Genomic DNA, 18,794 nt, shown 5'->3' with positions numbered 1-18,794 from the left:
AAGCTGCTCAAGCGCCTGTTCAAGAGCGGTGGGTTCCATCATGCGTCTCCCTCGGAAGTAGCCTTCGCCGCCTTGCGCGCTAGCTCCGGCGCCACGTCGAGGCCAGGCTCCGTTCCCCTGGCGGCCGGGGAGACTTCACGATCCACCTCCTCCGCGGCGAAAGCCGGATGCACCACCCTGCCCTCATGGGTCAGCATGGTAGCTTTAACCAACTCATCCTCCGGATCGATGGCTAAGGCCTTGGCCTCCTTATCAACGATCGTCTCAAGGAAGGCGTAAAGGTTCTTGGCATAAAGCAGCGAGGACGAAGCCGCCACACGTCCCGGCATGTTAAGATGGCCAAGGATTTTCACACCACTGTTCGTCGTCACCACCTCGCCAGCCACCGCGCCTTCGACATTGCCGCCGCGTTCGACGGCGAGGTCGACGATGACGGAGCCGGGCTTCATTGAGGCGACCATCTCTGCCGAGATCAGACGCGGCGCCGGGCTGCCTGGGATCAGCGCCGTAGTGATTACGATATCCTGCTTGGCGATGTGCTCGGCTATCAATGCGGCCTGCTTGGCCTGGTATTCCTTTGACATCTCCTTGGCGTAGCCGCCCGCTGTCTCGGCCGCCTTAAACTCTTCGTCCTCCACGGCTATGAACTTCGCGCCCAGCGAGGCGACCTGCTCCTTGGCGGCCGGCCGCACGTCGGTCGCCGTCACCACCGCACCGAGCCGTCTGGCAGTGGCGATTGCCTGCAGGCCGGCCACACCCGCGCCCATGACGAAGACCTTGGCTGCCGGAACGGTGCCGGCCGCCGTCATCATCATCGGCAGTGCGCGGTCATATTCGGCGGCTGCGTCGATAACAGCCTGATAGCCGGCCAGATTGGCCTGCGACGAAAGCACGTCCATCGACTGCGCGCGCGTGATGCGCGGCATGAACTCCATGGCAAACGCCGTGACGCCGGCCTTGCCCATGGCCGCCACGGCCGCCTTGTTGTCATAGGGATCCATCGTCGCGATAATCAGCGCGCCCTTCTTGTAGGTCTCGAGCTCCGCCTCGCTCGGCCGCCGCACCTTCAGCACCACATCGGCTTTGGCGGCATCGGAAGCCTTGCCGATAGAAGCCCCCGCCCTCTCGAACTCAGCATCGGTGATACGAGAGGCTAACCCCGCTCCCGTCTCCACTGCCACGTCCAATCCTAGCCCAACCAACCGCTTCACCGTTTCCGGCGAAGCGGCCACGCGCGGTTCGCCGCTCAGGATTTCAGTTGGAACGAATGCACTGATCATGATTGCAGCCCTGTGTATGCTCGGGATCTGGCCCGGGCCGTTCGCCGAACGAACGTGGAGCAGCCTCGCAAGGTTATGGTTTCCCTGCGCTGGGACGGTGCGACCGTTACGAAGCCAGCCGCTGCCCCGATTCGGCTTCCGGAAAAGTCGGGTAGAGCCCCTTCACACGCCCCATCTGTTGGGCGAGCGCCAAGACACTATCGATGAATGGCGTCTCAAAACCGCCAAGACGCCCCATCTCCTGAACTGAGGACAGAAGGGCATCAAGTTCGATGGGGCGCCCAATGGTGACATCCTGCAGCATCGACGTTCGATGCGCGCCAACACCGGCGGCGCCGTTGATACGACGCTCCACATCGACGCGGAACGAGGCGCCGAAATGTTCGGCGATGCGCTGCGCCTCGATCATCATGTTGCGGGCGAGAACCCGTGTGCCCGGGTCCGTGGCCACCACATCCAATGTTGCGCCAGTCAGCGCCGAAATCGGATTGAAGCAAAGATTGCCCCACAATTTGATCCAGATGTCGTTACGGATGTCTTCGTAGAACCGCGGCTTCAAGCCGCCCGCCTCCAGCACCGAAGCCAACGCCGCGACGCGCGCGCTCTCGCTGCGATCGGGCTCGCCGAGGCCGAATTGGTTGCCGTAGATATGCTTGATGACGCCCGGCTCGACGATCTCGGTGGCCGGATAGACGGTCGCCCCAATGGCGCGCTGCGGACCGATCAGGTTCCATTGCCGGTTGCCCGGATCTACGCTCTGTAACCGCATATCCGAGAACGCCGAACCGAGACCATAGAAGTACCACCAGGGCAGACCGTTCTGCGCTGTCACTACGGAAGTGCCTTCATGGAGCAGCGGAGCCATGTCGGCGGCGGATTCCCATGCTTGGTGTGCCTTTAGCGCAACGATGACATAGTCCTGCGGGCCCATGTCGCTCGGGGTTCTGCTTGCCGGCATGCGTTCGACGATTTCCTCACCGTCGAGCAGCAGCTTGAGGCCGTTCTCCTGAATAGCCTTGAGATGCGGGCCGCGTGCGATTAGCGAGACGTCGGCGCCGCCGCGCTTTAGCATCACCGCCATATAGCCGCCGATCGCGCCCGCGCCAAAAATGCAGATTTTCATGATTTCCTCCTCGGCCAGTCATGGGGGCGCCGGGCATCGCAACCATGTTGGTATTTCTGGTATACATAATTCCAATCTCGTGCCGAGTCAAGAAAAGGTTCAGCCGGAGCACCGGATTGTATCTCGCGCCTCTCGTCGTGCGGTACAAGAAAGCTGGATCTTTAAGCCCCCTCTGGGCAGCGAAACGCACGCCCTCGGAGCGGCTTATGCAGCTTCATCGAGGAAGTGCTGTTTGGTCCTCGGCGCGCTTATGTGCGCCAGCATGAACTGAACGAGATTCTATCTGCCGCCCGCCTATCGCTCGATGTGGGAGGCAATATGAAGAGCACAGGCCCGTTGTCGACAATGCGGGAATCACCCTGAGCTGAGAGCACGCAATCGATAATTATCGAGACGGATGTCGAGGAGCGAGCGGCTTCATATGAGCAGCACGCGGAACTTGAGTGCTGCCCTTGTCAAAAAAAGGGCCCCGTGGGCCCTTTCTGGTTTCGAGTCGCGTGATCAGTACAGTCAGGTAAGGAACTGCAGATAGAGAACATACAAGCTGATTACGGCCAGGCCGATCATACCGGCCCAGGCCCAAGCGAACATGAACTTGGACGGCATGAACTCCAGATCCGGCCCGGAGAAATTGTCCTTGATGGCTTTGATGTTCATCCAGAACAGAAGCGGCGAGAACAAGAGCGCAAGCACAGACGCGACCTGTACGACGAAGATTGGCCGCGGCAGGCCGAAGATAATCGCCGTTCCAGCCACGATCCATAGGATCTGGAACCCGCGGTAGATGAGCTGGCGCGTCTGCGGATCATCCCATCTCCGCCGCAGCCGAACGCAGCATTCCTCGAAGATGCGCGCCTGCCCGTCGAAATAGGTGAAGACGGTCGAGAACAATGCCGCAACGCCACCGGCGATGATCACCGGAAAGATCCAAGCTCCGAACGTATCCGTGTAGATGCGGGCGATGGTCAGGCCCATTTCGCGGCTTTCCGGCACCAGCCCGATCGGATTGAGGACCACGGCGCCGACGATCAGGAACGCCATGCCAGTCACCATTGAGATGACATAGCTGATGTTCATGTCGCGCTTGAAAAGCTTCATGTAGTTGCGCATGTAGCTCGGAGCCATGTTGACCTTATAGCCCTGCCGCTCCAGCTCTCGGACCCTCACCATTCCGCTTTTCTTGTCGACGGCCCAGTTCGATTGCATGGGCGCGACTTCGACCGTGGTGGGGAAATAGCCGAACATGGCGCCGAAGAGGAGCGCCGCACCAATCGGTGGAAGGGTCGGTAACAGACGCGTCATATACTCGGTCGGGTTCGGCGCCTGCAGGACGAAGGCGGTGAGAGAGGCAAGCGCGAAGACGATGATTGCCAGTTTCACAGCGCTTTCGAGGGCGGCGTACTTGCCCGCCCATAGAATGCCCACGCAGGTGACCAGGATCAGGACCGCCCATACCTGCAGCGGAAGAAACGGGAACGCCGCCCAGAGCAATGCTGCGCACCCCAGTGCCCTGCCGGCAATGCCGAACGTGTTCGCCAGGGACTGGAAGCCCAGATACCATAGCGGCCATTTGCCGAAACGCTCGTAAGCCTCCATGATGCTTTCGCCGCGGACAAGTGTGTAGCGGTGGGCGAATTCAAAGGCGCAATACTTCAACAGATACGCCACGGGAATAATCCACAGCAAGGCGTAGCCGTATTGTGCGCCCGCCGTGGGCGCGTGCATGAGATGGCTGGCGCCGATGCCGGTCATGGCGGCAGCAATGCCGGGGCCCATTGCTTTCCAGGTATCTCTCGCCCCCGTGCCCGGAGCCTCAAGATTTATGACGCGGTCCTTGCCAGGAAGCACCGTACTTTCGACGCCGCTGGTGTCTCTCGGAAATACATTTGCATCCGATGATGATGTCGTGTCGCTCATGTGATGAAATCCTCCTCCTACTCCTCCAGTAAAATGCTTATTCCTATGCTGAATGGCTCCTTCGCTGCCCACGATCTTGGTATAATGTATTCTAATCGTGACGGTCAGGCAACGCGTTTTTTCGTATTCGGCTAAGTAGCACCCTTCATCAGCCAATTCTTGCAAGCAAGTTTCCGGTTGACAGCTCCCGCTTGTGGAATACAAAATACCAGAGTTCTGCACAATGGCGGCTTCGGGCTGTCGGCCCTGCAGGCTTATGCCAATTCCGCCGCGTCAGAGGAGACGTAGGCGCCCACCCAAGGAGGAGGAGGATCATGCTCGACAAAACCGTCGTCCGTAACGTTCTGGAAACGGTGCGAACAGAGGGCCGCCAAGCGCTCACGGCTCCCGAAGGCAAGATGCTGTGCGATGCCTACGGGATCACTGTTCCCAAGGAAGGGCTGGCCGCAAATGCCGATGAAGCAGCGAAGCTCGCCTCCGACATCGGCTTTCCGGTGGTGATGAAGATCGTCTCCCCCGATATCCTGCACAAGACGGAAGCCGGCGGGGTCGTCGTGGGAGTCAACTCCGCCGAAGAGGCGCGGGAAAACTACGACAAGATCGTCGCCAACGCCCGCTCCTACAAGTCCGATGCCAAGATAGACGGCGTTCAGGTGCAGCAAATGCTCACCGGTGGCCAAGAGGTCATCATCGGCGCCGTCACCGACGGCAGCTTTGGCAAGCTGGTCGCCTTCGGACTCGGCGGCATTCTCGTGGAAGTCCTGAAGGACGTCACCTTCCGCCTCGCGCCGGTGACAAAGAGCGAGGCGCTATCCATGCTCGACAGCATTCAGGCTGCCGAGATGCTTAAGGGCGTTCGCGGAGGTGACCCGGTCAATCGTGAGGCGCTTGCCGACATGATCGTCCGCGTTTCCGAACTCGTAAACGACTATCCGGAGATTTCCGAACTCGACCTCAACCCGGTCTTTGCCACCGAAGACGGCGCGATAGCCGCTGACGTGCGCATTGTAGTCGATTACGATCAGCCCGAGCCCCGTCATCGCCCGAGCCAGGACGAGATCGTTGAGGCGATGAACCGCATCATGCGACCCAAGGCCGTGGCAGTGATCGGCGCCTCTGCCGAGGACGGCAAGATCGGCAACTCGGTCATGAAGAACCTCATCAACGGAGGTTACAAGGGACAGATCTACCCGATCCACCCCAAAGCCGAGGAAATTCTGGGCCACAAAGTCTATCGCAGCGTCAAGGACGTGCCGGGTGAGATCGATACCGCGATATTTGCTATCCCCGCCAAGCTGGTTGCCAATGCGCTAACCGACTGCGGCGAGAAGGGCATCCCGGGTGCGGTTCTCATCCCCTCCGGCTTCGCGGAAGCCGGCGCCCCGGAACTGCAGGATGAGATCGTCAAAATCGGCCGCAAGTACAACATCCGAATGATGGGGCCGAACATCTACGGCTTCTATTATACGCCGGAGAACCTCTGCGCCACCTTCTGCACCGCCTATGACGTGAAGGGCTCTGCCGCCCTCTCCTCTCAGTCTGGCGGGATCGGCATGGCCATTATCGGCTTCTCCCGCTCGGCCCAGATGGGCGTGTCGGCCATTGTCGGCCTCGGCAACAAGTCGGATATTGACGAGGACGACCTGCTTGCCTTCTTCGAGCAGGACGACAATACGAAAATCATCGCCCAGCATTGCGAGGATTTGAAGGACGGGCGCGCCTTCGCGGAAGTCGCAAAGCGCGTCTCGAAGACCAAGCCCGTGGTCGTGCTCAAGGCGGGCCGCACCTCCGCCGGCGCCAAGGCCGCATCCTCTCACACCGGTGCGCTCGCCGGCGACGACAAGATCTACGAGGATGTCTTCAAGCAGTGCGGCGTCATCCGTGCCCGGTCCCTTCGTCAGCTTCTGGAATTCGCCCGTGGCGTTCCCGTTCTGCCGACGCCGAAGGGCGAAAACGTCGTCATCATCACCGGGGCGGGCGGTTCCGGCGTGCTCCTGTCGGATGCCTGCGTCGATAACGGGCTGGACCTGATGTCGATGCCGGACGACCTTGACGCGGCTTTCCGCAAGTTCATCCCGCCTTTCGGCGCGGCTGGAAATCCGGTCGACATCACCGGTGGCGAGCCGCCCCAGACGTATAAGAACACGGTCAAGCTCGGTCTCGAGGACGACCGCATTCATGCGCTGATCCTGGGCTACTGGCATACCATCGTCACCCCACCCATGGTCTTTGCCAAGCTGATGGTCGAAGTAAAGGAGGAGATGGCGGCGAAGGGCATTGAAAAGCCGATGGTCGCATCCCTGGCCGGCGATGTCGAGGTGGAGGAAGCTGCGGAGTATCTCTACCAGCACGGTATCCCGGCCTACGCCTATTCGACCGAACTGCCGGTCGAGGTCCTGGGCGCCAAATACAAATGGGCGCGCGGCGCAGGCCTTCTGTGATCATCCCAAGCCGGGTTCCGGCCAGTTCCCGGGCGATCTCCCGGGCCAGGCCACAACTGGGCCAGAACCCGGCCTCCGGACTCTTCCGGTGTTATGGAGAGGTAACATCTCGATGCATATTCATGAGTATCAGGCGAAGTCCGTGCTGAAGAGCTTCGGCGTCCCGGTGCCCAATGGCGCGCCGGCAATGGACGCCGAGGAGGCGGTGGGAGTGGCCGCCGGGCTCGAAGGTCCGGTTTTCGTTGTTAAATCGCAAATTCACGCAGGCGGGCGCGGCAAGGGCAAGTTCAAGGAGCTCGGCGCTGACGCCAAAGGCGGCGTGCGACTTGCCGAAACAACCGCCGAAGTACGCGCGCATGCCGTAGAAATGCTGGGCAACACACTAGTCACCGTGCAGACGGGACCGGACGGCAAGGAGGTCAATCGCCTCTACGTGGAGAACGGCTCACGGATCGAAAGTGAATTTTACATCTCGCTCCTGATTGACCGTTCCACGAGCCGCGTTGCGTTCGTCGTCTCCACCGAGGGCGGCATGGACATCGAGACCGTTGCCGCCGACACGCCGGAAAAAGTGATTACACTGACTGTCGATCCGGCCACCGGCTTCATGCCTTATCACGGCCGTCTGGTTGCGAAGGCGCTCGGACTTCAGGGCGATCTCGCAAAGCAGGCGGGTATTTTGGCCCAGCAGCTTTACGCGGCCTTCACCGCCACCGACATGGAGATGCTGGAGATCAACCCTCTGGTGTTGACCAATGAGGGGCGGCTTGTCTGCCTCGATGCGAAGGTCGGCTTCGATTCCAATGCATTGGAGCGGCGGCCTGAACTCGCCAACCTGCGCGACGAGACAGAGGAGGATGCCAAGGAACTCGCCGCCTCCCGCTACGATCTTTCCTATATCGCGCTCGATGGCGATATCGGCTGCATGGTCAACGGCGCCGGCCTTGCCATGGCAACAATGGATATCATCAAGCATCATGGCGGCGAGCCGGCGAATTTTCTCGACGTCGGTGGCGGCGCTACAGCGGAGAAGGTGGCGGCAGCCTTCAAGATCATCACCAGCGACTCGAATGTAAAAGGCATTCTGATCAATATCTTCGGCGGCATCATGCGATGCGATGTGATCGCCGAGGGCGTGGTAAGCGCTGTCAGGGAAGTGGGCCTCGAGGTTCCGCTGGTGGTGCGGCTCGAAGGCACGAATGTCCTCGAAGGCAAAAAGATAATCGAGGAGTCGGGGCTGAACGTGATTGCCGCCGACGATCTTGACGATGCCGCGCGAAAAATCGTTGCTGCGGCCAAGGGAGGAAACTGATGTCGATTCTGGTGAACAAGGACACCCGTCTGCTCTGTCAGGGATTTACAGGAAAAACCGCCACCTTCCACTCCGAGCAGGCTATCGAATACGGCACGCAGATGGTCGGCGGCGTCTCGCCCGGCAAGGGCGGCGCAACGCATCTCGGGTTGCCCGTTTTCGATACCGTGAAGGAAGCACGCGCGGCGACCGACGCCGACGCCACGGTGATTTATGTGCCGCCCTTCGGCGCGGCTGATGCTATTTGCGAGGCGATTGACGCGGAAATCCCGCTAATCGTCTGCATTACCGAGGGGATCCCCGTGCTCGACATGCAGCGGGTCAAACGGGCGCTTGACGCATCCCACTCGCGCCTGATCGGTCCCAACTGCCCGGGTGTGATTACCGCCGGTGAATGCAAGATCGGGATCATGCCGGGTTCCATCTTTCGAAAGGGGTCCGTCGGTATCGTCTCACGCTCCGGCACGCTCACCTATGAGGCCGTCTTTCAGACGTCGCGCAAGAGCCTTGGCCAGACCACGGCCGTGGGTATAGGCGGCGATCCAATAAAGGGCACCGAATTCGTCGACGTCCTTGAAATGTTCCTGGCCGATCCGCAAACCGAATCGATCGTCATGATCGGCGAGATCGGCGGCCAGGCAGAGGAGGAAGCCGCGGCCTTCCTGCTGGACGAGCGGAGACATGGCAGGAGCAAACCGACAATCGGCTTTATTGCCGGCCGCACCGCGCCTCCAGGAAGGCGCATGGGCCATGCCGGTGCGATTATCGCTGGCGGCAAGGGGGGCGCGGAAGACAAGATCGAGGCCATGCGGATGGCTGGCATCCGCATCGCGCCAACTCCGGCCCAGCTTGGCGATACGCTTCTGGAACTGCTCGGTGGGCAGCCGGAAAGTAGCCCTCTGGAAGTCGCATAGAAGCTACCTTGCACCGACTGGAAGGCGGGATGACCAGCAGGCGACCCTTGCATCCGTTGAGAAAGCGCTCCATTGAAGTCTATGGTATTATAGGTTCCAAAATAAATAGCAGGAGACTGATGTGAGCACGAGAAGCCAGTCGCGCTGGCCGATAGCTGGAGAGAGCACTCCGGAACTTGTCCTCGAGCCCGTCTCGGTAGAGCCGAATATCAAGGCGAGAGTCTATGTGACGCTCAAGCGCGCCATCGCCGACATGGACATATATAGCACGCAGGATAATACTTGGCTCGACGAGCGCCTGCTTGCCGAACGTCTCAATGTCAGCCGGACACCGATTCGCGAGGCGATTGCCATGCTGGAGCAGCAGGGTTTCGTCAAATCGATCCCGCGCCGCGGCATCATCGTCCTGCGCAAAACCAAGCGCGAGATCATCGAAATGATCCAGGTCTGGGCAGCGCTCGAAGGCATGGCCGCCCGCCTCATTTCGCTCAACGCGAGCCGCAAGGAAATAGACCAGCTGCGCGAGATTTTCGAGGAGTTCCATGAAGGCCATACACCGGGCGATCACCTGAGCGATTATTCGGAGGCCAATCTGCGCTTCCACCAGACGCTGATTCAGATGACCGGCTCGCAGACATTGAAGCAGATGACCGAGAATATTGTGCTGCATGTGCGCGGCATTCGCAAGATCACCATCGGCCGAGACGACCGGGCAAGCCAGTCGATCAAGGATCACCTGGCTATTATCGACGCTCTTGAAAAGCGCGAGACCGAGCTGGCCGAACAACTCTGCCGCGATCATACGCTCGGCCTTGCCGGTTATGTCGAGAGGCACAGCGAAGGCATTTTCGACTAAAGACCGTGCCATAGGAGAGTGTCTTGACCGTGCTTCCGAAAACCATGTTGGCCGTCTCCATCAGCGAAGCCGGCGGGCCGGAGGTTCTGCATCTGGAAACCGTGCCCGTCCCCTCGCCCGGCCCCACCGAGATCCTGGTTCGCGTGGCGGCGGCCGGCGTGAACAGGCCTGACCTTCTGCAGCGCGCCGGGCTCTATCCGCCCCCGAAAGGGGCATCGGAGATCCCCGGGTTGGAAGTGGCTGGTACAGTGCAGGCGGTGGGTAGCGCCGTTTCGCGCTGGCAGCCCGGCGACCTCGTCTGCGCCCTGGCACCAGGCGGCGGCTACGCCGAATATGCGCTGGTTGATGGATCGAACGCGCTGCCGGTTCCCTCCGGGCTGTCGCTGAAGGAAGCAGCGGCCATTCCCGAAACCTTCTTCACGGTGTGGCACAACGTTTTCGAGCGCGGCGCCCTCAAGTCCGGCGAGACATTGCTTGTCCACGGCGGCGGTTCGGGGATCGGCACGACAGCGATCATGCTGGGCAAGGCACTCGGCGCCACGGTTATCGTCACCGCCGGCTCGGACGAGAAATGCGAGGCTTGCCGGCGACTGGGCGCCGACAAGGCCATCAACTATCGCGAGGAAGACTGGGTCGCCGTCGTCAAGGACGTGACGGGAAACCGCGGCGCCGATGTCATTCTCGATATGGTAGGCGGTCCCTATATCGCAAAGAACTATCAGGCTGCGGCAGTCGATGGCCGCATCGTCAACATTGCCTTCCTGCAGGGTTCACGTGTCGAGGTGGATTATATGCGCCTGATGCTCAAGCGGCTCACGCATACCGGATCGACCTTGCGTGCCCAACCGGTCGAGGCCAAGGCTCAGATTGCGATGCAACTGGAGGAAAAGGTCTGGCCGCTACTTGCCGAAGGAAAATGCCGGCCCTTGATCCACAAAAGCTATCCGCTTGCCGATGTCGCTCAGGCGCATGCGCTCATGGAGAGCAATGCGCATATCGGGAAGATTGTCCTGACGCTCGATTGATGGTGAGTGTTGCGGTGGTCTTCGCTCGCGGAGCCGCCGTTACTGTTACCAAGGTCGTCTAACAACGCCGCAGACTCGGCCCGAGCAGCCATTACGCCGCGCCAAAGGCGCGTGTGGCCAGTGTACCGCTGCCGTTCACGGCGGAGGACGTGCGGCGTCGGTGCCAGAGCGCACATTCACACAAGCCGGACCGGTGCGGACGACTTGATGGCTGCGCTACGCCCATGCCTCAAGCGCTGCGATCGTCGGGAAAATGCTCTCTTGCCGACCTTCCTCCTTACCGCCCCCCAATCCGAGATTCTGCAGATATCCGGCGCGCACCAGGTCGCGACGGGAGCCGGAAAAGGCATTGACTGTACCATATGGACGGTATATGTACCGTCTGGACGGTTAAGCTACAGAGCGATGCAACGACCTCCCAAGGCGTCGCCGTTCGGGAATGCGGGCACGGTTCCGCATTCCCGATTCTTTCACTTGGAGGCGCGACACGAATAGGACCGCCATCCAAACGCTATGCAAGCAGGTGCTGCAGAAGGGCACACGGCAGTGACGAACGAAACGACCAACATGACGGCGCGGGCAGACCGACGCGCCTCGAAGTCCCGCGACGAGATCCTCGATGCCGCCCAGCGCATCGTGGAGCGCGACGGTGCCGGTAATCTGACAATCGACGGCGTGGCACGCGAAGCGGGCTTCAGCAAGGGCGGCGTGCTCTACAATTTCCCCAACAAAGAATGCCTGCTCAAGGGCATGCTCAATCGGATGCTGCAGAACAAAATGCCGCAACTCGATGCCTATCGCGAGGAGTTTGCCGGCGGCCCCCACCCCACGCTGAGGGCCATCATCAAAACAACGGCGAACAAGGAGTGTCTCGATCCGGCGCTCAGCAGGGCCATCCTGGCCGTAGCGGCGGAAGACCCGGACATGCTTGCCCCCCTACATGCTGAACTCGCGAGGCGGTGGGAGCAGGTTCGGGAGGAGTGCGCGGATCGCGACATGGCCGCTCTCTTATGGGCCGCAGCCGACGGTCTCATGTACCATGCGCTAATGGATATCGGCATCTTCCCGCCCGAAAAACGGGCCGAACTTCTCCAGAAACTCGACGAACTCGCTGCAACCGCCTGTAAATAGGATAGGTTCCATGTCCGTATTCTATCGCTCCGGCGCGCTCGCGCTGACTGCCCTTCTTCTTGCTGCTTGCTCGGAAAGCGAGGCCAACAAAGCCGCGGAACCCCAGGTCCAGACCGTGGCGATCGAGCCGGTCTCGCAGTCCACGGCTGTGGGCACGCGCAATTTCGTCGGCCGGCTGGCACCCGTCAGCACGGTCGACGTATCTTTCCGCGTCGGCGGCGAGTTGATCGACCTGCCGGTCAGCGAAGGCGCGACGGTCAAGAAGGGCGCTCTCCTTGCCGCCCTCGACCCGGCTGACTATGAACTTGCCCTGCGCCAGGCACAGCTCTCGGCCGAACTGGCCAAGTCCGATTTCGAGCGCAAGGAAAAGCTACTCGCCACGAGTTCCATCTCGCGCGCCGTTTTCGACCAGTCGAAAACCGACCATAATCTGAAGGAGGTGGCGGTCGAGAATGCCGAGCGCGACCTTTCCGACACTACAATCAAGGCCCCCTTCGACGCGCTGATCACCCGCCGCCTGACCGACGCTTATACGAACGTGCAGCCCGGCCAGCAGGTCCTGCGTATCCAAAATATCAGTGAATTCCGGGTCAAGATCTCCGTGCCGGAAGACGTCCTCCGGTTGGCCGGCGACCCCGAACTTATCCAAGCCGAGGCGGCGATCCCGGGGACGGACAAGCGCTATCCGCTCGAATATCGCGAGCACAATACCGAGGCCGACAGTGTCGCTCAGACCTATGAGGTGACTTTCGGCATGGCGCCGCCTGCTGACATTAATCTATTGCCCGGCATGACCGTCTCCGTCGCTGTCAAACGCGTGGCGCCGCGACCTGAGGAGGCCTATTCGGTGCCGATCGGGGCAGTCGACACCAGTGCCGATGGCGGGTTCCGGGTCTGGGTCTATGATGACGAGACCGGTGCCGTCAGCCTGCGCAACGTCGAAATCGGCATGCTCTCCAGCGACCGGGTGCCGGTGCTTTCGGGCCTCAATCTCGGCGACAAAATTGTGGCCGCCGGCGGACAGCTTCTGCGCGAAGGCATGATCGTGCGTCCGATGGACGCTTTCTGACCGCCGGTATCGTTTAAACCTTTCATATTATTGAAAGTTTCACGCCATGAACATTGCGCGTCTCGCGATCGCACGCCCGATCTATACCTGGATGATCGTTCTCCTCTGCCTTTTGGGCGGGCTCTGGGGCCTGAGCAGCGTCGGCCGCTTGGAGGACCCCGCCTTCACCATCAAGCAGGCTGTCATCGTCACGCCTTACCCCGGCGCCACGGCCGAGGAGGTCGAGCAGGAGGTCACCGAGGCTCTCGAGTCGGCCGTCCAGCAGATGCCGCAGCTCGATTTCGTGACCTCGAAATCGACGCCCGGCACCTCCCAGCTCGAGGTGGAGATAAAGTCGACCTACGACGGCTCCGAAATCCCGCAGATATGGGACGAGCTCAGGCGCAAGATCAACGATGCCCAGAGCTTACTGCCGGACGGTGCCGGCCCCTCAACTGTCAATGACGACTTCGGCGATGTTTTCGGCCTTTTCTACGCCGTCACCGCACCGGGTTTTTCCGACGCCGACAAGCGCGAGGTCGCCACCTTCCTGCGCCGCGAGCTTCTGACTGTGCCAAATGTGGCGAAGGTAACGACCGCCGGCGAGCCGACCGAAACCATCTATATCGAGATTTCCAACGAGCGCCTTGCCCGTTTCGGCATCCCCATCTCGCAGGTGCTTTCCACCATCCAGAGCGAAAATGCGGTGGAGAATGCCGGCGCGGTCCGGATCGGCGACCGTCACGTACGCATCTCCATGCAGCCCTCCTTCGATTCGGTGGCGGCGATCGAGGCACTCAGGGTCGGCCGGCCCGGCACGACCGAGCAGATCAGCCTGCTCGACGTGGCCAAAGTCGTCCGTGCGCCCACCGAAGTGCCGGACGAACTGATCCGCTTCAACGGCCAGGAGGCCTTCACACTTGCCATCGCCGGCGTGGCCGACGCCAACATCGTGGAGGTTGGCCAGGGCGTGGATGCAAAGCTCGCCGACCTTTCCTCGCGCATTCCGCTTGGTGTCGAGATCAATCCTATCTACCAGCAGCATGTGGTGGTGGACCAGGCGATCAACGATTTCATGGTAAACCTGGCCATGTCGGTCGCCATCGTCATTGGCGTGCTGTGCATCTTCATGGGCTGGCGCGTCGGCATCGTCGTCGGCGTCACGCTGCTTCTGACGGTGCTCGGCACAGTGTTCTTCATGGCCGTCTTCGGCATCGAAATGGAGCGCATCTCTCTTGGCGCGCTCATCATTGCCATGGGCATGCTGGTCGACAACGCCATCGTGATTGCCGAAGGCATGCTCATCAACATGCAGAGAGGCATGAACGCCGAGACGGCCGCTGACGACGCGGCCCGGCGCACGCAGATCCCGCTTCTGGGCGCCACCGTCATCGGCATCATGGCCTTTGCCGGCATCGGCCTCTCGCCGGACGCGACGGGCGAGTTCCTCTTCTCGCTCTTTGCCGTCATCGGCATATCGCTGCTCTTGAGTTGGGTGCTCGCCATAACGGTGACGCCTCTGTTCGGTAACTACCTGTTGAAGACCGCAGCGGGCTCGGCCGACAACGACCCCTATCGCGGCCCGATCTACGGCACCTACCGCGCTTTCCTGCGCGGGGCCCTGCGCCTGCGCGGACTCACTGTTATCGTGCTCATCCTTCTGACAGGCGCTTCCTTCTACGGTTTCGGCCTGGTGAAGCAGCAGTTCTTTCCCGATTCCAACACGCCGCTCTTCTACGTCAACTACATCCTGCCGCAGGGCTCCGACATCCGCGCCACGGCGCGCGACATGGGCGATATCGAGGAGATCATCAAGGACAAGGCCGGTGTGACGGCCGTTGCCACCTTCATCGGCCGCGGCGCCAGCCGCTTCATGCTCACCTATGCTCCCGAGCAGCCCAATACGGCCTATGGCCAGTTCATCGTAGAGATGGAGGATCGCAGCCAGATCGACGCGCTGGCTGCCGAGTTGCGCGAGGAACTGGGACAGCGGTACCCAAATGCCGAGATCCGCACAGAGCGGTTGATCTTCGGCCCCGGCGGCGGAGCTAAGGTGGAAGCGCGTTTCTCGGGCAACGACCCGGCCGTGCTGCGCCGCCTCGCCGACGAAGCCATCGCTCTCATGCACAACAGCGGCACGCTCACGGACATCCGTCACAATTGGCGTCAGCGCGAACTTGTCATCGCGCCCGAGATCAACGAGGAGCGCGCGCGCATTTCCGGCATCAGCCGTACCGATGTGGCCGAGACGCTCGCCTTCGCCACAACCGGCGTCCAGGCCGGCACCTATCGTGAGAGCGACCGGGCGATCCCCATCGTGGCGCGCCCGCCGGCCGAGGAGCGGCTCGATGTGGGGCGCCTGCAAGACCGGCTCGTGTGGAGCTCGGGCGAGAATGCCTACGTGCCGATCACCCAAGTCGTCAGCAGCTTCGGGACGGAGCCTCAGGAGGTGCTGATCCGCCGCCGCAACCGGGAGCGCACGCTCACGGTGCAGGCCGAGCCGATAGCCGACCTGACGCCGACGGATGCTCTGAACAGCGTCCGCACATCGATCGAGGCTATGTCCTTGCCACCTGGCTACCAACTCGAATGGGGCGGAGAATACGAGAATTCGCGCGATGCGCAGGAGTCGCTGGGCAGACAGCTGCCGCTCAGCTTCCTCGTCATGTTGGTTATCTCCGTCCTGCTGTTCGGCAAGATCCGCCAGCCGCTGATCATCTGGCTCGTGGTTCCCATGGCCGTGTGCGGCGTGGTCGCCGGCCTCCTGTTCACCGGTTTGCCGTTCAGCTTCACCGCGCTGCTGGGCCTTTTGAGCCTGTCAGGCATGCTGATGAAGAACGGCATCGTTCTGGTCGACGAGATCGATGCGCAGATCGCCTCGGGTATCGCGCCCGAGGCGGCCGTGGTGAATGGCAGCGTCAGCCGCCTGCGGCCCGTCTTTCTGGCCGCCGTCACCACTGTGCTCGGCATGATCCCGCTTCTGTCCGACGCCTTCTTCGCTTCCATGGCGGTGACCATCATGGGCGGTCTCGCCTTCGCCACCCTGCTCACCCTCATCGCCGTGCCGGTGTTCTACGCGCTGTTCTTCCGCATCCGCATCGGTACCGCGAGCAAGGAAAAGGAAGATGGCGTCGGCCCTCTCCAACGGCACACAGGCGAACACATCAAAGGTCCTGTCGTTCCGGATGCCGCTCCCGTGCACTAATGCTTGAGACCGCCTCAAGAAAGTGCACGCGCTCAGACCTGCTCGTCATCAACAAGACCAACCTTGCACCAGTAGGCAGCGATCTCGCCGTGATCGGACCGACACGGAAAAGTACGCGAAGGCTGTCCCTATGTGATGGCGTGCTGCAGCCGCAAGTCATTGAAACGAGCTCGTGCGGCGCGGCTTGCGGCCCTCATTGGCCGCAGCGGACCCGCCGGAGAAGGGTGAGTCCTATGCCGTCAACATGGTCCCGCTAGAGGGCAAATCGTTGGAGGGTTATTTTTGCACAGTCGAGGTCATGTGCTTGTCACTGTCGTGCTATTATTCACCTGTTACCGCGATAACGCGCCCCGATTAAGCGATGGAGGTTTCCAATGTCCTGTATCAAGACGCTGACCGCCGGCCTGGCGCTTGCCCTAGTCTCCACCGCTCTCGCCGTCGCTGAGGACGGTACCGTCGTCGAGACCGGCGTCCGCCCGCTTTATCTGATCGACAGAATGGATGACGGCCCTCTGAAGGAGGAGCTCCTGTCCTGCGCCGGCCAGCCGGTGGGCCAGACGCAATTTTCGATCGGTCATCGCGGTGCGCCCCTCATGTTCCCCGAGCACACGGTTGAATCAAACACCGCTGCGGCACAACAGGGTGCGGGCATTCTCGAATGCGATGTAACCTTTACGGCCGACAAGGAACTGGTCTGCCGCCACGCACAGAACGACCTGCACACGACGACGAACATTCTGGTTACCGATCTGGCAGATAAGTGTACGACGCCATTCTCGCCTGCCTCGGGCGATACTGCGGCGAGCGCTGAATGCCGGGCCTCGGACCTGACGCTGGCCGAGTTCCGTACCCTGACCCCGAAGATGGACAGCGCAGACGACGGCGCGACCACGCCCGAGGCCTATCAGAACGGCACCGCCGCCTGGCGCACCGATCTCTACGCGATCGAGCCGGCAACGCTGATGACCCACAAGGAATCGATCGAGCTGTTCCAGTCGCTCGGCGTAAAATTCACCCCCGAGCTCAAGACGCCGGTCGTCGACATGCCTTTCGATGGTTTCAGCCGGGAGGACTACGCCCAGAAGCTGATTGACGAGTACAAGGAGGCCGATGTTCCGCCGTCGGACGTCTGGCCGCAGAGCTTCGACATCGCCGATGTGCGCTACTGGATCGCCAATGAACCGGAGTTTGGTGCCCAGGCGGTTTACCTGATCGACGACAGCAGCATTGAAGGTCTGGACGGGATGGATCCAGAGACATGGGGGTTCGAACCTGCGGAGTTGAAGGCCGAAGGCGTGAACTATGTAGCCCCGGCAATCCCATTCCTGCTGACCCTGGACGAGAACGGCGAAATCATCCCCTCGCAGCTCGCGACTGCCCTGAACGAGGCCGATATCGACATCATAACCTGGACGCTGGAACGCTCTGGACCCCTGACAGATGGCGGCGGTTGGTATTTCCACACGATCACCGATGCAATCGACGGCGGTGGCGACTACTATGAAGTACTGAATGTGCTCGCGCAGGATGTGGGCGTCGTCGGCGTCTTCAGCGACTGGCCGGCGACGGTGAGCTATTACGCGAGCTGCATGGGGCTCGAGTAAAGGACTGACCCTCGGTTCAGTTATCTGTCATCGTCTTTAACGCTAGGTCGATTGCAGGCGTTCGAACTCGGCAGCAGGCCCTTCCATTAGAAGAGGGCCTGCGCCTGGTTTTATATTATCCCTTCACGCCCGATGACAGCATCACGGCTTCGGTAACTCTTTTCTGGAAAATCAGATAGGCGATCGCAACCGGCATTGCTCCCAAGAGGGCGACCGACATCAGCCGCGCATAGAAGACACCGAACGCGTCATTGACCTGAGTTATGCCGACCGGAATGGTCATCATGTCTTCCGTCGTCACGACGAGGAAGGGCCACAGGAACTGGTTCCAGGCCATGATGAAGGTAATGATGGCAAGCGCGGTTGTGATGCCCCAGTTGAGCGGCAGATATATCCGGAACAAAAGCGCGTACTCCCCCCCACCATCAAGCACCACGGCTTCGCGCATTTCCCTCGGCACTGCATCGAAGAACTGCTTGTAGACGATAATCACCACAGGGACGATGAGCTGCGGCAGAATGATACCCGCCCAGGTGTTGATCAGGCCCAGGCTGTTCATGAGGATAAACTGTGTAACCACGAGCGCCTGAGTGGGAACCATGAAGCTCGCCAGCACGACACCATAAAGGATGCGCCGCCCCGGGAACCGCATCTGGGAAATCGCGTAAGCGCACATCATCCCCGATACAATCACCACGAATGTTATGATGAATGAAGTGACGATTGAATTCAGGTACCAGTTCAGCAGCTTGGTATTGAAGATCACATCCACATAGGATGCGAAGTTGAACTCGTCCGGAATAAGACCGGCTTCGTCGCTAACAACTCTGTCCTCGCTGCGGATCGAAGTGACAAAGGACCAGTAGAGCGGGAAATCCAAAGCGCGGCCCCAATAATGGTTATAGCCGTGAGAACCCAGCTCTCGATCTGCCGCATCG

12 protein-coding genes and 1 pseudogene are annotated in these 18,794 nt (G+C 60.9%); 9 read left to right on the top strand and 4 right to left on the bottom strand.

The annotated features are described in order from the left end of the window. Window positions 1-38 precede the first annotated feature (38 nt). The 3 genes from LY631_RS19395 to LY631_RS19385 all read right to left on the bottom strand — a co-directional run bounded on the left by LY631_RS19395 (window position 39) and on the right by LY631_RS19385 (window position 4,320). Window positions 39-1,280: a Re/Si-specific NAD(P)(+) transhydrogenase subunit alpha gene (locus tag LY631_RS19395; RefSeq protein WP_274427246.1), complete on the bottom strand. Its 1,242-nt coding sequence runs from the start codon at window positions 1,278-1,280 to the stop codon at window positions 39-41. A 106-nt stretch (window positions 1,281-1,386) separates the two neighbouring features. Next, complete coding sequence (locus tag LY631_RS19390) at window positions 1,387-2,403, bottom strand: 2-dehydropantoate 2-reductase (RefSeq protein WP_274427245.1); 1,017 nt, start codon at window positions 2,401-2,403, stop codon at window positions 1,387-1,389. A 510-nt stretch (window positions 2,404-2,913) separates the two neighbouring features. Beyond that, complete coding sequence (locus tag LY631_RS19385; protein WP_274427244.1) at window positions 2,914-4,320, bottom strand: Nramp family divalent metal transporter; 1,407 nt, start codon at window positions 4,318-4,320, stop codon at window positions 2,914-2,916. A gap of 314 nt (window positions 4,321-4,634) precedes the next feature. On the opposite strand from LY631_RS19385, the gene LY631_RS19380 reads away from it, so the two are divergent. From LY631_RS19380 to LY631_RS19340, 9 genes are all read left to right on the top strand, one after another. After that, complete coding sequence (locus LY631_RS19380) at window positions 4,635-6,761, top strand: acetate--CoA ligase family protein (RefSeq protein ID WP_274427243.1); 2,127 nt, start codon at window positions 4,635-4,637, stop codon at window positions 6,759-6,761. A gap of 112 nt (window positions 6,762-6,873) precedes the next feature. Beyond that, entirely contained in the window at window positions 6,874-8,073 is a 1,200-nt protein-coding gene (sucC, locus tag LY631_RS19375) for an ADP-forming succinate--CoA ligase subunit beta (protein ID WP_274427242.1), read from the top strand. Further along, window positions 8,073-8,987 (top strand): succinate--CoA ligase subunit alpha, encoded by a 915-nt coding sequence (gene sucD / locus LY631_RS19370; protein ID WP_274427241.1) that lies wholly within the window; start codon window positions 8,073-8,075, stop codon window positions 8,985-8,987. The genes sucC and sucD overlap by 1 nt, the downstream gene beginning before the upstream one ends. 121 nt (window positions 8,988-9,108) lie before the next feature. Next, entirely contained in the window at window positions 9,109-9,843 is a 735-nt protein-coding gene (locus LY631_RS19365) for a GntR family transcriptional regulator (protein ID WP_274427240.1), read from the top strand. A gap of 23 nt (window positions 9,844-9,866) precedes the next feature. Next, window positions 9,867-10,868: an NAD(P)H-quinone oxidoreductase gene (locus tag LY631_RS19360; RefSeq protein WP_274427239.1), complete on the top strand. Its 1,002-nt coding sequence runs from the start codon at window positions 9,867-9,869 to the stop codon at window positions 10,866-10,868. 546 nt (window positions 10,869-11,414) lie between these two features. Further along, the gene (locus LY631_RS19355) at window positions 11,415-11,999 is read left to right on the top strand and encodes a TetR/AcrR family transcriptional regulator (RefSeq protein WP_274427238.1); all 585 of its coding nucleotides are present in this window, start codon (window positions 11,415-11,417) and stop codon (window positions 11,997-11,999) included. Window positions 12,000-12,009: 10 nt separating this feature from the next. Further along, the gene (locus tag LY631_RS19350) at window positions 12,010-13,068 is read left to right on the top strand and encodes an efflux RND transporter periplasmic adaptor subunit (protein WP_274427237.1); all 1,059 of its coding nucleotides are present in this window, start codon (window positions 12,010-12,012) and stop codon (window positions 13,066-13,068) included. Window positions 13,069-13,114: 46 nt separating this feature from the next. After that, window positions 13,115-16,252, top strand: coding sequence for an efflux RND transporter permease subunit (locus LY631_RS19345; protein ID WP_274427236.1), 3,138 nt, complete (start codon window positions 13,115-13,117; stop codon window positions 16,250-16,252). Between the two features lie 374 nt (window positions 16,253-16,626). Next, window positions 16,627-17,856 carry a glycerophosphodiester phosphodiesterase family protein gene (locus LY631_RS19340; protein ID WP_274427235.1) on the top strand — a complete coding sequence of 410 codons (1,230 nt, stop codon included), beginning with the start codon at window positions 16,627-16,629 and terminating at the stop codon, window positions 17,854-17,856. Between the two features lie 115 nt (window positions 17,857-17,971). Here LY631_RS19340 and LY631_RS19335 read toward each other — a convergent pair. Further along, window positions 17,972-18,792 (bottom strand): annotated as a pseudogene (locus LY631_RS19335) (carbohydrate ABC transporter permease). Between the last annotated feature and the right edge of the window lie 2 nt (window positions 18,793-18,794).

This window comes from Chelativorans sp. YIM 93263 (assembly GCF_028767125.1).
GTDB lineage: Bacteria > Pseudomonadota > Alphaproteobacteria > Rhizobiales > Rhizobiaceae > Chelativorans.
The sequence above is the reverse complement of the archived record's forward strand: the minus strand, read 5'-3'. Positions and strand labels throughout refer to the sequence as shown.

Excerpts from the sequence above, each read along its gene's own strand:
- LY631_RS19350 (WP_274427237.1), top strand. The coding sequence starts at position 12,010 with ATGTCCGTATTCTATCGCTCCGGCGCGCTCGCGCTGACTGCCCTTCTT.
- LY631_RS19380 (WP_274427243.1), top strand. The coding sequence starts at position 4,635 with ATGCTCGACAAAACCGTCGTCCGTAACGTTCTGGAAACGGTGCGAACA.
- LY631_RS19345 (WP_274427236.1), top strand. The coding sequence starts at position 13,115 with ATGAACATTGCGCGTCTCGCGATCGCACGCCCGATCTATACCTGGATG.
- sucC (WP_274427242.1), top strand. The coding sequence starts at position 6,874 with ATGCATATTCATGAGTATCAGGCGAAGTCCGTGCTGAAGAGCTTCGGC.
- LY631_RS19385 (WP_274427244.1), bottom strand. The coding sequence starts at position 4,320 with ATGAGCGACACGACATCATCATCGGATGCAAATGTATTTCCGAGAGAC.
- LY631_RS19340 (WP_274427235.1), top strand. The coding sequence starts at position 16,627 with ATGTCCTGTATCAAGACGCTGACCGCCGGCCTGGCGCTTGCCCTAGTC.
- LY631_RS19390 (WP_274427245.1), bottom strand. The coding sequence starts at position 2,403 with ATGAAAATCTGCATTTTTGGCGCGGGCGCGATCGGCGGCTATATGGCG.
- LY631_RS19395 (WP_274427246.1), bottom strand. The coding sequence starts at position 1,280 with ATGATCAGTGCATTCGTTCCAACTGAAATCCTGAGCGGCGAACCGCGC.
- sucD (WP_274427241.1), top strand. The coding sequence starts at position 8,073 with ATGTCGATTCTGGTGAACAAGGACACCCGTCTGCTCTGTCAGGGATTT.